Below are 13,759 nucleotides of genomic sequence, written 5' to 3'. Positions count from 1 at the left end.
ATCCCCGGTCGGCATCCGAGTCGCCCGGGGATGGAGGCAAAGGTTCAGGCTCCTGCCCGCCGGGCCACTCCCCATTCCATCCAACCCAGGGCTTTGGGAGTGCTTTCGAGATAGGCTTGGCCGAAGGGCTCGACTTCGAAACCCGCACCACGCAACGATGCGCCGATCGAACGGGTCAGATGGCACCCCCCGGCAAACGGGCTCCAAAACGGTTCGATCCGTTTCTGCCATCGCGCGACACCGGCATCCGGTGCCTTGCCATGCTCCAGAAAGAGCAACTTGCCTTGCGGTTTGAGGATACGGCGAAGTTCGCTCAATACCTTCTCGGGGTCCTGAACCGAACAAAGCGTATATGTGCACACGGCAGTGTCGAAACTACCGTCGGGAAAGGGTATTTCCTCACCGACACCTTCGCGAATATCGCTTTCGAAGCCCATCGCTCGTGTTCGCTCGCGCGTACCATCGAGCAATTTTGGATGAGGATCGATACCCGCGAAGTCGGTTACCTTCGCCCTGTCATAAAGCGCCTGATTAAGCCCGCCGCCACAACCCAGTTCGAACACGCGCCCTTCGGCCAAAGGTATTACTTCCCGGCGCCGCTTCTCGATTCCCTTTTGACCACATGCAAATGTGATCAGGCGCGGCATTAAATGCGCATCGTAAAAGCGCTTAATCCCCATAGTCTCTCCCGCGCGATTCGCACGAGGTGAGCTTAGCGCTAAATAGATTCTCCGGTAGTAGCGGATTTCCGTTGCCGCAGAATTTCCTGAACTGCCACCAAATCTTCGAGTTTGTCTACGTCAACTGCAGCAAGGCCATCGCTCGCAGCAACGAGTGATGCCCGGATCCCAATCCTGCTACCGAGCCTCGCAAGGCCCTCTGACAAGCTCAGCCTCCGCAAAAGCATCTGGAATAGAGTGGGCACGCCGAGCCGGGCGGCAATCAACCAGGGCCTTTTGCGATCGGCCTCGACTTTCGCCCAGACGTCGATCGCGTTGCTGGCGTCCGCAGTCCGAAGATAGAAGAGATTGCATCCAGACCATTCGCCGTCGGAGAACCGAATATATGTGCGCCTGGCCGACGGCAAAGCCCGCTCGACCACCGAACGTTCCGCCATCATCACCGAAAGATCGGCGACATCAGGTGTCTTCTCGATAAGTTCCCTTACCCATTCGGGCCGTAAAAGGGCATGATCGCAGGTGGTCAAAAGCAGCGGCGCACCAAGCGTGTCGAATGCTGAGCCAACGCTCTCGCTCGGTCCCGATCCAGCGTACAAAACCTCTGTATCTAGAGCTCGCGCCAGATCGGCGACAGGCCCGACGTCACAGCTGACAGCAATGCGCTCGATCCCTGCGTCGCGGAGGGCCGATACAACCCGTTCCAGCAATGTCGTGCCGGCAAGATCGATCAGCCCCTTGTGTTCGACACCAAGCGACCGCGCAAAAGGATCGCCGCCAGGCCGCGTGCCGGCCAGAACCAATGCAGCGGGAGAATCTTTTAGGGCAATCATTGCTGCTCTCTAGCCGCGTGCAGTGTCCCCGGACAGAGCCAAGTCCAAGTTTCAGCTGTCTGGAATTGCCTCCCATTGCCGTGCACGCACTGGCACATTAATCGGTATCGCATGAGCATTACACCGCCCAGACCCGTGATCGAGACAGTCGGAAGCAATCCCACTCGCCTGTGGGGCCTGACAATGCAGGAGCGCCATCGCAGGATCGGTGCGGCAAACGGGTATGACGGTGCGACCGCCGACGCCGTTCTACTGGTCAACTCAAGCTATGTAGCCGACCCGGCCTGGGTCCGCCATGTTGCGGCCACGCCGGGCCTCGTCCTGACAATCGATGGCATACCTGCCTTGGCTCATGCAACTTCCGTGAAAGAGGTCGATACCCTTCGGAGCGCCATGGCCCACCAGACCGCAGCACCAGCAAGCTCGGGCCTTCTTTTCCTGCGCTATGAAGACGGCCCAACCATCGAGAACAAGCAGCTCCGTAAACGTGAAACGCCGTTTCTTACCAAACTGGAGCCATCCACCGTTCGTGCCATCGAACGCGCAAGCTATTTCGGCGCTTACAAGGGCGTTACCGATGTTCTGACCAAGTATTTGTGGCCGGAATGGGCGCTGGTGCTAACCCGCTTCGCGGCAAAGATCGGAATGACTCCAAATATGGTCACTGCAATCGGAGCAGTTCTGTGCGTAGCAGCAACAGTGGCTTTCGCCCTTGGGCAATACTGGGCAGGCATGGCGATGGGCCTGGCTTTCATGGTGCTCGATACGGTCGACGGCAAGCTGGCCCGCTGTACCATCACATCCAGTTGGTGGGGCAATGTCTTCGACCACGGCATCGACCTTGTTCACCCGCCCTTCTGGTGGTGGTTCTGGGCGACCGGACTGGTCTATTGGGGCCTCGAACTCGATGTAACGACCTTCTGGTTGGTCCAGGGCGCGATTCAGGGAGGCTACGTCGTCCAGCGACTGATCGAAGGGGCATTCATCGCCCGCAATGGCGGGATGCACATTCATGTCTGGCGGCGCTTCGACAGCCGGTTCCGGCTGTTCACCGCCCGGCGTAATCCGAACATGATCATCCTCTTCGTCTCATTGCTGTTCGGTCGGCCCGATCTCGGGATCATTGCAGTTGCATGGTGGACTGTTATCTCGCTTCTCGTGCATATCGTACAGCTGGTGCAGGCAGAGATTGCGCGCGCGAAAAAGGGCGCGCAGCTCACCAGCTGGCTGGCGGAGGACGGCGCATGAACGCAACTATCGAAAAGTTCGGCTTTCCCACGACCCTGCTGCACGAGCTGGAGCATTGGATGATCCTGCTTCGCCCGACCCAGCCTACACTCGGCAGTCTCATCCTGGCGGCCAAATCAGATGCCACCGATTTTTCGGCCCTGCCCGCCCAAGCACATGCCGAACTGGCCGATGCGACCAAGGCGATCGAAAGCGCACTTCACACATTCGTCGACTACGAGAAGATCAATTACCTGATGCTGATGATGGTGGATCCCAATGTCCATTTTCACGTCATTCCGCGTTATGAGGGTATCCGGGAATTCGGGGGTCTCGTATTCCCGGACCTCGGGTGGCCGAAATTTCCCGATCTGGGCGCTTCTCAAGAACTCGATGCGGCTACCCGAGACAGCCTGATCGAAAAGCTCTCCGCTCTCATGGCCAGGTGAATTTCAATGGGGTCAGAATCCGTGCGCCTGAATGTGATCGCAATTGGCGGGCGGCATCAGCTTCTACATATAATACCTCTCGCTCTCGAGCTTTCCCGGCGCAATATGATCGACTGCCGGATCTTCGTTGCCGATGACGATGAACGGAATATTGTGCTGCAATTGGCCAGTCGGCTCGCCATCGATGCGCCAGACATATCGGTTATGTCACTCGGACCTGTCGGGTCGAAACTGCCCAAGAAAATTGCTCGCCTTTGGAAGTGGCGAAACGAGCTGCGCTCTGCTGACGCCCTGCTTTCGGCTGAACGGACGAGCACGATCTTGAAGCGCCTGCCTGGTCGCTGCCCTCCCTTCCTTCACATACTGCATGGCGCTGGCGATCGGGAGAAAGGCTTTGAGCCGCGCCTCGGGTTGTTCGATTTCGTTTTCACCGCTGGCGAGAAGGACCGTCAGAGAATAATCGAGGCAGGCCTGCAGGATGAAAGCCGCGTTGCGGCGATTGGCGGAATCAAGATTGCCGTCACTCGCGCGCTGCCGCCGCCTCCCAAGCTCTTCGCGAATGAACTTCCGATTGTGCTCTATAATCCCCACTTCTCCCGGAAACTAGGCACGTTTCATCAAGTGGCGGAACCAATGATCCGCCAATTCGGTGGTACCGATAGATACAATCTTGTGATTGCGCCTCATGTCAGGCTGAAATCGACTATGACTCCCTCCGAAGTCGCTGATTGGAATTCACGCAGCGGAGAAAACATACTAGTCGACATGGGATCCGACCGCTCGAATGACATGACCTACACGAGATCGGCCGACGTCTATATCGGCGACGTCAGTAGCCAAGTTTACGAATTCATTATTCAGCCTCGCCCATGCGTCTTCGTCGACGCGAACGACACCGATTGGCGGGACGATCCGAATTACCGGATGTGGCAATTCGGCGAAGTGTTGTCACCTGACGCCGACTTTGTCGCCGCAGCAGACGATGCAATCGCGCAATTCAGCCGGTTCTATGATCTTCAAGCAAAATCGCTGCGTGACACATATGCCGGCCTCGAACAAAGCTCGGGAAACTTGTTGAAAAGCGCGGCCGATCTCGCGGAGACGGTTATCGTACAGCTAGGCTCCAACGGTCGGTCAAGGCAGTAGCGATTTCGATGTCGTTCAGGAAATCGACCTCGGCCCACTCGAGTCCTTCAATCGACTTGGTACCGACCTTGCCGGTGTCGGCGATCATGTCGATCACTTTCAAATACCAGTGATTGACCCCGTCTGGCGTGCGCATGGTCTGACGCACGGTTTCGCGGAAAAGTTCGGCTCCCTCGCCTCGAAAGGCGAGGAAACCGATCGATTCAGCATTGGTCACCTCAGCCGTCAATGTCTTGCCGATGCGGGCCAGGCGTCCATTCTCACCGCGGCTGACTTTCATATCGTCACTGTCGTAGGCATCTTTAATGTCTACGGAAACGGCGATAGGCCAGTCGGACCCTTCCAGAACGCGATTTACGATCTCTTCGGATACCAGAGTATCGCCGTTGAGGATCACGAAGTCGCCTTTCATCTCCTCGCGCACGATCCAGCAGGAACCGAGGTTATCGGCCACCTTAAAGAACGGATTGAAATGACAAGTGATCTCGACGCGCGGATCTCCGACTTTCTCCAGCAGATCTTCAACCATGTCGGTCATGAAGCCGGTCACGACGTCGATCCGTTTGATCCCGGCGCGCGCTAGCATCTCGACCTGCCATTCGATCAGGGTCTTGCCCGAGAACTCAATCAGGCACTTGGGTCGCTCGGCAGTAAGTGGCAGCAAGCGCGAGCCCTGGCCCGCGCTCAGAAGGATAGCGTGTTCAATCATGCGCCGCGCTTTAAGCGCAGTCTACAGGCGCCGCAACGCTCCTGTTGTGTCCATTGCCGCATGCCAGCTTGCGCCTTGCCGAGCGCTCGTTCAAAGCGCGCACTTCATGGAAGAAACCGCCGCTCATCAAGGTGCATCCCGCCCGCTGCTGGCCCGAATGTTGACCAATGTCGCTTGGCTTATCGGCGGCAAGGGCTTCGGTGCCGTCTGTTCGCTGATATATCTCGCGATACTCACCCGTTCTCTCGGTCTCAAAGATTTCGGACACTTCGCCCTCATCTTTGGAACTTCGCAGGCGTTGATAGCGATTGTGGGCTTTCAGAGCTGGCAAACAGTAGTCCGTTTCGGCGTGCAGCACATACACAGCCAAGATTGGGCCGGATTCGGCAGGCTCAGCATGATGGCTTTCATCCTCGATGTGATTGGCGCGGTGTTCGGTTGCGTAATCGCCTATGTCGCCTTTTACCATTTTGCCGCCGAGCTCGATCTCAATCCCCGATTTATCGACACCGCTTTCTGGTTCAACGTAGCAGCGCTCTGGGCACTCGTATCCGCGCCTACGGGGATCGTGAGAGCACTCGATCGCTTCGATGTCGCCGTCTATGTCGAAGCGCTGGTACCTGCGGGCAGGCTGATCGCTGCGGCGGTAATTGCATTCACCGGCCCTAGTGTTTTGTTGTTCCTCGTCGCCTGGGCGGTAATCGACCTGCTCGAAGCGGCAGTTTACTGGATTGTTGCGCGCAGGCTAAGTCCCAAGGCGATCCGCCTGAAATACCTGCCTCAAGCGTTCCAGGCCCGGCACGAAAATCCCGGACTGGTTCGCTTCTTCGGCATAACTTATCTCAGCGCCACGCTCGAAGCGATATTCAAGCACGGGCCGCTGCTTGCAGTGGGTTATCTGGTCGGAACGAGCGCTGCAGGGGTCTATCGCCTGGCCCATCAACTGGCGCAGGGTCTGGCCAAGCTTTCGAGCTTGCTCAGCCGCGCAGCCTATGCGCAGATCGCACGTGCCAGCGTCTCGTCGGCGGCGCAGGAATTTCGCGCGCTCGCCTCGCAGACCACGCGGTTGGCAGCTATTGGCGGAGCCATGGTCGTGGTTATGGTGGCGGCGGTTGGGGGACACCTGCTCGCCCTTCTGGGCGGCGAAGAATTCCGGAATGGCTACACTATCCTGCTTCCACTGGTGATCGTTTCCAGCATCGAGCTTGCCGGGGTGGCTTTCGAGCCTGTCCTGCATGCGACCGGACGCGCGCGCATGTCGCTCGTCGCGCGTTTCGTCACAGTGGCGACGGCCGCGATTGCGATCCTTTTTCTGGCCCAGCACTATGCCGAGCAAGGCATAGCCTGGTCACTCGTCATCGGCGCTCTGGTGGGCTATTTCGTGATGGGGATGATGGCGATCGTCACGTTGCGCACCGTGGTTGCGAATATTCCTGAAGGTGAAAAGACTACCTGATCCCGCGTTAGTCGCTCCAGCCGATAACGCGCCACCCGTTCGTTTCCGCGCGTTTGCGTTTGCTGGCACTTTGCGTGACGAAGACCGGATCATCGGCCTCCTGCAAGAGCGGAGCGTCGGCAAAGCTGTCGCTGACGAACCGCGTTTTCCGCCCTGCGGGCTTGTCGTCGAGCCAGAGCGCAACACGCTTGCGCTTTTCATCGCCGTAGCAGTTTCCGCCCGGAATCTTTTCGCCATCCCATCCCGTCGCGATAACATCTTCAATGCCCAGCTTCTCGGCAAAGCCGCGAGCATAGAATTCGAAAGCGGCCGTCGCGATGACGAGGTGTGCGCCTTCCTTTCGATCGGTCTCGAGCATGGCAATCACACCCTCCACCCATCCGCATTTGCGGAGATGATGGGTCGCGAATTCCCGCCCCGCCCGTTCCAGAGCTTCGACCGGCTGCCGGCCAAGCATCAAGTGCATGCCCATGGTCTTCAGTCTGGTGCGATCATAGAGGCCTATCCGGTATCCGATCATCATCGCGATCCATACCGGAAAGAGCAGCACGCGCACGGGTGCCAGCCTTTGCGCGGCAAAGAGAAGGAACGGCGTAAATGTCGCTCGCCGCACTAGCGTCTTGTCGAGATCGTAGATCGCCACCTTCATCACGCAGCTCCGTGACAGGTCGGCCATGACGCTGCAAGACCGGCTATTCCTCGCTGCGCCCCTTGCGCCATGCGTATCAATCACTAGAGAGAACGCACACGCAGACAGGATCGATAAATTCAATGGCGACCTTCACTCTCCCGAAGAACTCCAAGATAAACGGCAAGGGCCGTACTCACAAGTCGGACGGTGCGGGCCGAGTGAAGAAATTCAAGATCTATCGCTACGATCCGGATACGGGTGAAAATCCGCGCTACGACACGTTCGAGATCGATCTGGACGCCTGCGGCCCGATGGTTCTCGATGCGCTGTTCAAGATCAAGAACGAAATCGATCCTACGCTGACGTTCCGCCGCTCCTGCCGCGAGGGTATTTGCGGATCGTGTTCCATGAACATGAACGGCAAGAACGGCCTTGCCTGCACGACCGCGATCGAAGATCTGAAGGGTGAAATCCGCATTACCCCGCTTCCCCACATGGAAGTGATCAAGGATCTCGTCCCCGATTTCACGCATTTCTACGCGCAATACGCCAGCATCCGTCCTTGGCTGCAAACCGTCTCCACCACGCCGAGCGGCAAGGAGCGTCTCCAGTCGCCCGAACAGCGTGAGAAGCTGGATGGCCTCTACGAGTGCATCCTGTGCGCCTGCTGTTCGACCGCTTGCCCGAGCTATTGGTGGAACAGCGACAAGTTCCTCGGCCCGGCAATCTTGCTGCAGGCCTATCGCTGGCTTGCCGACAGCCGTGACGAGATGACGGGTGAGCGTCTCGACCAACTCGAGGACCCGTTCCGCCTCTACCGCTGCCATACCATCATGAACTGCGCGAATGTCTGCCCCAAGGGCCTCAGCCCGGCAAAGGCCATCGCCGAAACCAAGAAGATGATGGTCGAACGCGCGATCTGACGTGCTGACCGACGACGTATTCGAGCATGGTCCAGACCCGGACAATCCGGGCTGGCGGCATTGGAACCTGAAAGACGAAACACTGTTCAACGGCGCGGTAATGGGGAAGCTCATCACGCGTTTGGATGAAGACGGACGTCATGCGCGGCTGCGAATGTTTCCCGAGCGTCGTCACGAAAACCTGCAAGGCATTATCCACGGCGCGGTCACGCTGTCGCTGATCGACATCTCGCTGTTCACGACCATGCACACCCTGGGCAGCGGCAATGCCGGGCCGTCGGTAACGCTGGAGCTTTCGACGCAGTTTACCGGAGCGGGCCAGCCCGATCGCCCGCTGGACGCGGTGACAGAGATCGTCCGTGAAACCCGCGGCCTCGTATTCGTGCGAGGGACGGTCGAGCAGGAGAGCAATGTCGTCGCATCATTTTCGGGTATCGTGAAGAAGATGCGCCCGAAATGACCGGCATGCTCGCGCGGTACGAGAAGCTGGTCGCGGCGGGAGAGCTTCGTAGCGACCCCGATCAGCGCAGGGCCGCAGAACGGCTGGACCGATTGCAGAAGGACCTGGAGGCAGAAACCTCCGGTGGCATACTGAGCCAGCTTTTCCGTCCGAAGAAGACGCGTCCGCAAGGCGTGTATATGTGGGGCGGCGTGGGGCGCGGCAAATCCATGCTGATGGATCTCTTCGTCGAAACTCTCTCTATCGAGGAAAAACGCCGGGTCCATTTCCATGAGTTCATGCTGGAAGTCGACCGACTAATCCGAGAGGAGCGAAAGAAGGAAGCAGGCGATCCGATAGCTCCGGTCGCGGCGCAGCTTGCGCGTGATATCCGCTGTCTCGCATTCGATGAAATGGTAGTGAACAATACCGCCGATGCCGCGATCATGGCCCGCCTGTTCACTGCCCTGATCTGCGATGAGGGCGTAGCGGTTGTCACCACCAGCAATCGTCCACCATCCGACCTTTACAAGGATGGCCTCAACCGTTCGCTCTTCCTGCCATTCATCGAACTCGTCCAGGCGGAGATGGACGTGATGCCGCTCAATGGGCCTACCGATTACCGGCTCGACCGCCTCGGCGATATCGACAGCTGGCACACACCTCTTGGGGACGAAGCCACGGCGCAAGTCCGCGAGGCTTTCTTTCGGTTAACCGATTACAAGCCCGAGGATGCCGAGCATGTCCCAAGCGGGCAGCTCGATCTCGGCGGTGGACGCACGCTGCATGTTCCCAAGAGCCTCAAGGGCGTGGGCGTATTCAGTTTCAAGAGGCTATGCGGGGAAAACCGCGGCGCCGCAGATTATCTGGCAATCGCGCATGCCTATCACACGGTCATCGTGGTCGGCATACCGCGCCTTTCGCCCGAGAACCGCAATGAGGCGATCCGTTTCACCAAGCTGATCGACGCGCTGTACGAGAACAGCGTGAAACTGTTCGTCACGGCTGCGGCAGAGCCCGAAAATCTCTATGTCGCGGGGGATGGAGCATTCGAATTCGAGAGGACGGTCAGCCGCCTCAAGGAAATGCAGAGCGCTGAATACATGGCACGCGGCCACGGGGTGGAGTGATCAGGCCGCGCTGCGCGTAGCGCTGTTCTCGAAATAGTCGATCATCATCGTCAGCACGTGGCGCAGCGAGCGCTCCTGTTCGTCGAGCCGCGCCTCGATTGCCGCGAGGCGCTGAAGCGTATCGCCATCTTCTGGCGACTGCGAAGCCTGCTGCGAAAGGTTGGAAATCTCCTTGCGAACCGAAGCGATCGCCTGATCCCGTTCGGCGAATGCCTGTTCGATCGCCTCGATCTGCGCGTCTATGAGCGCGGAATTCTCGGATTGGGGCAAGGTTTCACCTCCATTAAGCTGTTCTGGCGCTTGCGGTGGTCCGGAATCGGTCCCGAACTCCTCCGCCTTCCGCGAAGAAGGCTTTTTGTGCTGCGGGGTATAATCTCCCATCGGAGCCTCCTCTGGCACCTTCCCGTTGATCTCGTCGATCACCGTATCGACAAGCGGCAGGTCGATAATTTCGCGCTGTTGCATCGCGCCCTTCATCAGAACGCGCGACATGATACGGTTGATCAGGCGCGGGATTCCGCGACTTTCGCGGTGAATGCGCTTCCAGACGTCGCCTTCGAAGCGCGGCCGGACCTTGTAGCCGACATGTTCGAGCCGGTGCATCACGTAAGGCTCGATCTCCCCCGGCTGCATCGCTTCGAGATGGTGTGAGGCAATAACACGCTGACGGAGTTGTTCGAGCTGGTCCCATTCGGCGAGAAGTTGCCTGAATTCGGGTTGGCCGAGCAAAAGCATCTGGAGCAGCGGCTTCGCGCCGAGATGGAAGTTCGACAGCATGCGCAGCTCTTCGAGCGCACCGATGGTAAGGTTCTGAGCCTCGTCGACGACCAGCAGCACCTTGCGCCCTGCCCGCGCCTCGTCCTGCAGGAACAGTTCGATGGCGGACAGCGCGCCTGCCTTGTCGCTATGGTCGATCTCGAGACCGAAGCTGTGCGCGGCCATCGTAATCATTTCTTCGCTGCCGAGCGCGCTGGTGACCACTTCGCCCACCGTCACGCTGTTCCGATCGAGACGGTTTCGCAAATGTCCGACAAGCGTCGATTTGCCCGCGCCAACTTCGCCGGTAATGACGATGAAGCCTTCACCCTGGGCCAGGCCATAGCCGAGATAGCTGAGCGCCTTCTTGTGCGTCACGCTTTCGAAATAGAACGAGGGATCCGGCGTGAGCTGGAAAGGCCGCTCGCTGAAACCGTAAAAATCCTCGTACATATGTCGCTCTTGTGGTCCTGATCCTGCCGCGCGGGCGCCTGTGCGACCCTTACCCCTCAAATATGGTTAAAGTGTTTATAGCGGGTCCTATACCAGCATTTCCGCAGCAGGTCCCTGCCCGAGGAAGGCGGAGGGAGACGCGCTGGCGCCGTAAGCTCCCGCGCAGAACACGGCGACGATATCGCCTATTTCTGCGCGAGGCAGGTGCGCTTTGTCGGCAAGCCGGTCCAGCGGAGTACACAGGCATCCCACGACATTGACGACTTCGACCGGTTCGGCGCCGAAACGCGATGCTATCGCAAGCGGATAGTTGCGCCGGACCACCGTGCCGAAATTTCCGGAAGCCGCAAGCTGGTGATGCAATCCGCCATCGGTGATCAGATAGGTCTCGCCATGGCTTTGCTTCCGGTCGACAATCCGGGTCAGGTAAACACCCACCTCGCCCACGATATAGCGGCCGAGTTCGATATAGAGTTCCGCCCCGGCCAGTGTTTCCGGAAGGCTTGCGAACCGCTCAGCCAGCGCCTCACCGACGCGGGTGATATCCAGCGGTGTGTCGCCGTGGAAATAGGGAATGCCGAAGCCGCCTCCCATATTGAGCTTGGGTAGATCAAGTCCCGCTTCGCCGGCAATCCGGTGGGCCAGGTCTAGCGTGTTCGCCTGTGTCTCGATCACCGCATCGGCATCCAGTGCCTGGCTCCCGGTGAAGATATGCAACCCCCGCCACACGCAGTTTGCGGCGACAATCTCTCGCGCAAGAGCGGGAACCCGGTCGGCATCCACTCCGAAAGGCTTTGCTCCGCCGCCCATCTTCATGCCCGATCCCTTGAGCTCGAAGTCGGGATTCACGCGGATGGCGAGCCGCGGCGCTATGCCTAGCTTCTCTCCGATGGCGAGTGCGCGGCGTGCCTCGTTCTCGCTCTCGAGGTTGAGCGTGACACAGGCAGAAATCGCGGCTTCAAGTTCTTCGTCGCGCTTGCCCGGTCCTGCGAAACTCACGCGTTCGCCACTTACTCCTGCCGCCCTGACCATCTCCAGTTCGCCGCCCGAGGCGATGTCGAGTCCATCGACCAGATCCGCCACATGCTCCAGCAACGGCGGGAAACTGTTCGCCTTGATCGCATAATTTATCCGCAAACGCTCGGGCATTACTTCGCGCAGGCTCGCCACGCGATCGCTGATCATCGAGCGGGAATAAGCGAAAAGCGGGGTTCTGCCGGCCATGTCGACCAGTTTGCTCGCCTTCTGCCCCGAAACGCCCAGCTCGCCATCGACTGTTTCGAAGCCTTCAGGAACTGGACCGAGCGGCTTCATGTTTCGAGCTCCCTGACAAGTGCAGTCCGATCGATTTTGCCATTGGGGTTCAAAGGCATGGCCTCACGCCAGTGGATGACCTGAGGCTGCATGAAATTGGGGAGTTCGCGCGCCAACTGCTTCTTCAATTCGTCCGAACCTTCATCATTCCCGCGCACCACCAGATGGATCGATTGTCCAAGCTTTTCGTCGGCCAGGCCCAGCGCAACCGCTTCGCTGACAAGTCCTGTTGCCAAAGCAACGCTTTCGATTTCCTGCGGACTGATCCGGTTGCCCGAGCTCTTGATCATCGCATCTCGCCGGCCAACGAAATAGAGCAGGCCGTCCTCGTCCATCTTTACCCGATCCCCAGACCAGACGGCGGTTCCCCCGTATCGCGATTCCGAAGGGGCCGGCTTGAAGCGCTCTGCCGTCCGTTCGGCATCACTCCAATATCCTTGAGCAACCAATGGGCCGCAATGAACCAGTTCCCCCTCTTCTCCCGGTTCGCACAGGGCCCCTTCGTCGTTCACGACGAGAATTTCGGCGAAGGGGATGGCCTTGCCCATCGAAGTCGGGTTCGCCTCAACAAGGCTGGGATCGAGGAAGGTCGAGCGAAAAGCTTCTGTCAGGCCATACATTGGAAAAATATTCGTTTCCGGGAAGATGGAGCGCATTTCTGCGATCAATTCTACCGTCAGCGCACCGCCGCTATTGGTTACGCGGCGCAAGGACGTCACCGCTGATTTGGGCCAATCCGCTTCTATCAGTTGTACCCATAGCGGCGGAACTGCGGCCAGTGTCGTCACCCCGAATCTTGCGCACGCCTTCGCCACGTCCCGGGGAAAAAGGTAGTCTAGCGGGACCACGCTTCCACCGGCATACCAGGTCGATAACAGCTGGCTCTGTCCATAGTCGAAACTCAGCGGCAACACGGCCAGCGTCACATCGTCATTCACCAGCCCGAGGTAGTGTGCCACCGACACTGCCCCCAGCCACATGTTGGCATGGCTCAGCATCACGCCCTTGGGCTTGCCGGTCGATCCGCTGGTGTAGAGGATTGCGGCGAGTTCTTGCGGATCGCGCCCGGAAGGCGGCTGACTGACGCCAGTACGCTCTGCCTCATGCCATGCAGATGCCTCTTCAACTGTGGCGCAGCTATCTGAAATGTCGCCTTCTTCCAGAGAGTTGATGCGCGAATCTGTCGCAATCAGTAAGTTTGCTCCGCTGTCCGCCAAGATATGGGCGACCTGCGCCCGCTTGAGCAGCGGATTGATCGGAACGTGCACCATTCCCGCCCGCGCAGCAGCAAGCGGCAGTAGGCAGGTTAGCTCGCCTTTCGCTGCCCAACTGGCAACACGGTTGCCCTCCGCCAGCCTGGTGCCGAGCCACCCGGCAAGAAGCGCAACCCTTCCTGCCAGTTCGCCGTGGTTCAGCGTGCGGTCTTTCAGGATCAGTGCCGGCCTGTCGGATTCTCCCCGCTCAGCAATGTGGTCCAGCGGGTGCGGCACCGGATCAAGGGGCGTGGCGTTGGATAAGGACATCACGTATCGCTATCACGCGATAGACACCATAGTGCAAGAGCACCTTGCGAACCCCATTCTTGCGCGACAGTAGGTGCGCAGCTAAGGGCAAGC

14 protein-coding genes are annotated in these 13,759 nt (G+C 58.9%); 7 read left to right on the top strand and 7 right to left on the bottom strand.

Annotation, left to right across the window (positions count from 1 at the left end; genetic code table 11):
* Positions 1–44 precede the first annotated feature (44 nt).
* Positions 45–647, bottom strand: coding sequence for a class I SAM-dependent methyltransferase (locus K3180_RS08425; protein ID WP_345719456.1), 603 nt, complete (start codon positions 645–647; stop codon positions 45–47).
* A gap of 71 nt (positions 648–718) precedes the next feature.
* Positions 719–1,510: a nucleotidyltransferase family protein gene (locus K3180_RS08420; protein WP_221539910.1), complete on the bottom strand. Its 792-nt coding sequence runs from the start codon at positions 1,508–1,510 to the stop codon at positions 719–721.
* 111 nt (positions 1,511–1,621) lie between these two features.
* On the opposite strand from K3180_RS08420, the gene K3180_RS08415 reads away from it, so the two are divergent.
* From K3180_RS08415 to K3180_RS08405, 3 genes are all read left to right on the top strand, one after another.
* Positions 1,622–2,758, top strand: coding sequence for a CDP-alcohol phosphatidyltransferase family protein (locus tag K3180_RS08415; protein ID WP_221539908.1), 1,137 nt, complete (start codon positions 1,622–1,624; stop codon positions 2,756–2,758).
* Positions 2,755–3,186, top strand: a complete 432-nt coding sequence (locus K3180_RS08410; RefSeq protein WP_221539906.1) for an HIT family protein — start codon at positions 2,755–2,757, stop codon at positions 3,184–3,186. Before K3180_RS08415 ends, K3180_RS08410 begins: the two co-directional genes overlap by 4 nt.
* A 411-nt stretch (positions 3,187–3,597) precedes the next feature.
* A complete protein-coding gene (locus K3180_RS08405; protein ID WP_221539904.1) occupies positions 3,598–4,332 on the top strand; it encodes a hypothetical protein in 735 nt (244 codons plus the stop codon).
* On the opposite strand, the gene K3180_RS08400 is transcribed toward K3180_RS08405, so the two are convergent.
* Positions 4,292–5,041: a phosphocholine cytidylyltransferase family protein gene (locus K3180_RS08400; protein ID WP_221539903.1), complete on the bottom strand. Its 750-nt coding sequence runs from the start codon at positions 5,039–5,041 to the stop codon at positions 4,292–4,294. The two genes, K3180_RS08405 and K3180_RS08400, sit on opposite strands and share 41 nt — an antisense overlap.
* A 106-nt stretch (positions 5,042–5,147) precedes the next feature.
* Here K3180_RS08400 and K3180_RS08395 point away from each other — a divergent pair, with 106 nt between their 5' ends.
* Positions 5,148–6,497 (top strand): lipopolysaccharide biosynthesis protein, encoded by a 1,350-nt coding sequence (locus K3180_RS08395; protein ID WP_221539900.1) that lies wholly within the window; start codon positions 5,148–5,150, stop codon positions 6,495–6,497.
* 7 nt (positions 6,498–6,504) lie between these two features.
* Here the strand turns inward: K3180_RS08395 and K3180_RS08390 are convergent, their stop codons facing one another.
* A complete protein-coding gene (locus K3180_RS08390; RefSeq protein ID WP_221539898.1) occupies positions 6,505–7,146 on the bottom strand; it encodes an HAD family hydrolase in 642 nt (213 codons plus the stop codon).
* A 122-nt stretch (positions 7,147–7,268) separates the two neighbouring features.
* On the opposite strand from K3180_RS08390, the gene K3180_RS08385 reads away from it, so the two are divergent.
* Genes K3180_RS08385 through zapE form a run of 3 tightly spaced genes read left to right on the top strand, consistent with a single transcriptional unit; the run spans position 7,269 to position 9,620 of the window.
* Complete coding sequence (locus tag K3180_RS08385) at positions 7,269–8,051, top strand: succinate dehydrogenase iron-sulfur subunit (RefSeq protein ID WP_221539896.1); 783 nt, start codon at positions 7,269–7,271, stop codon at positions 8,049–8,051.
* A gap of 4 nt (positions 8,052–8,055) precedes the next feature.
* Entirely contained in the window at positions 8,056–8,511 is a 456-nt protein-coding gene (locus K3180_RS08380) for a PaaI family thioesterase (RefSeq protein WP_221540033.1), read from the top strand.
* On the top strand, positions 8,508–9,620 hold the full coding sequence (zapE, locus tag K3180_RS08375; RefSeq protein WP_221539894.1) for a cell division protein ZapE: 1,113 nt from the start codon (positions 8,508–8,510) through the stop codon (positions 9,618–9,620). The genes K3180_RS08380 and zapE overlap by 4 nt, the downstream gene beginning before the upstream one ends.
* Here zapE and K3180_RS08370 read toward each other — a convergent pair whose 3' ends face one another.
* The 3 genes from K3180_RS08370 to K3180_RS08360 form a co-directional block, all read right to left on the bottom strand.
* On the bottom strand, positions 9,621–10,829 hold the full coding sequence (locus K3180_RS08370; protein WP_221539892.1) for an ExeA family protein: 1,209 nt from the start codon (positions 10,827–10,829) through the stop codon (positions 9,621–9,623).
* 87 nt (positions 10,830–10,916) lie between these two features.
* Positions 10,917–12,143, bottom strand: coding sequence for a pyridoxal-dependent decarboxylase, exosortase A system-associated (locus K3180_RS08365; protein ID WP_221539890.1), 1,227 nt, complete (start codon positions 12,141–12,143; stop codon positions 10,917–10,919).
* Positions 12,140–13,666, bottom strand: a complete 1,527-nt coding sequence (locus tag K3180_RS08360) for an acyl-CoA ligase (AMP-forming), exosortase A system-associated (RefSeq protein ID WP_221539889.1) — start codon at positions 13,664–13,666, stop codon at positions 12,140–12,142. The genes K3180_RS08365 and K3180_RS08360 overlap by 4 nt, the downstream gene beginning before the upstream one ends.
* Positions 13,667–13,759 lie beyond the last annotated feature (93 nt).

It is taken from the genome of Qipengyuania huizhouensis (assembly GCF_019711635.1).
Taxonomy (GTDB): Bacteria; Pseudomonadota; Alphaproteobacteria; order Sphingomonadales; family Sphingomonadaceae; genus Qipengyuania; species Qipengyuania huizhouensis.
Note: the sequence above shows the minus strand (reverse complement) of the source record. Positions and strands in the feature narration are given on the sequence as shown.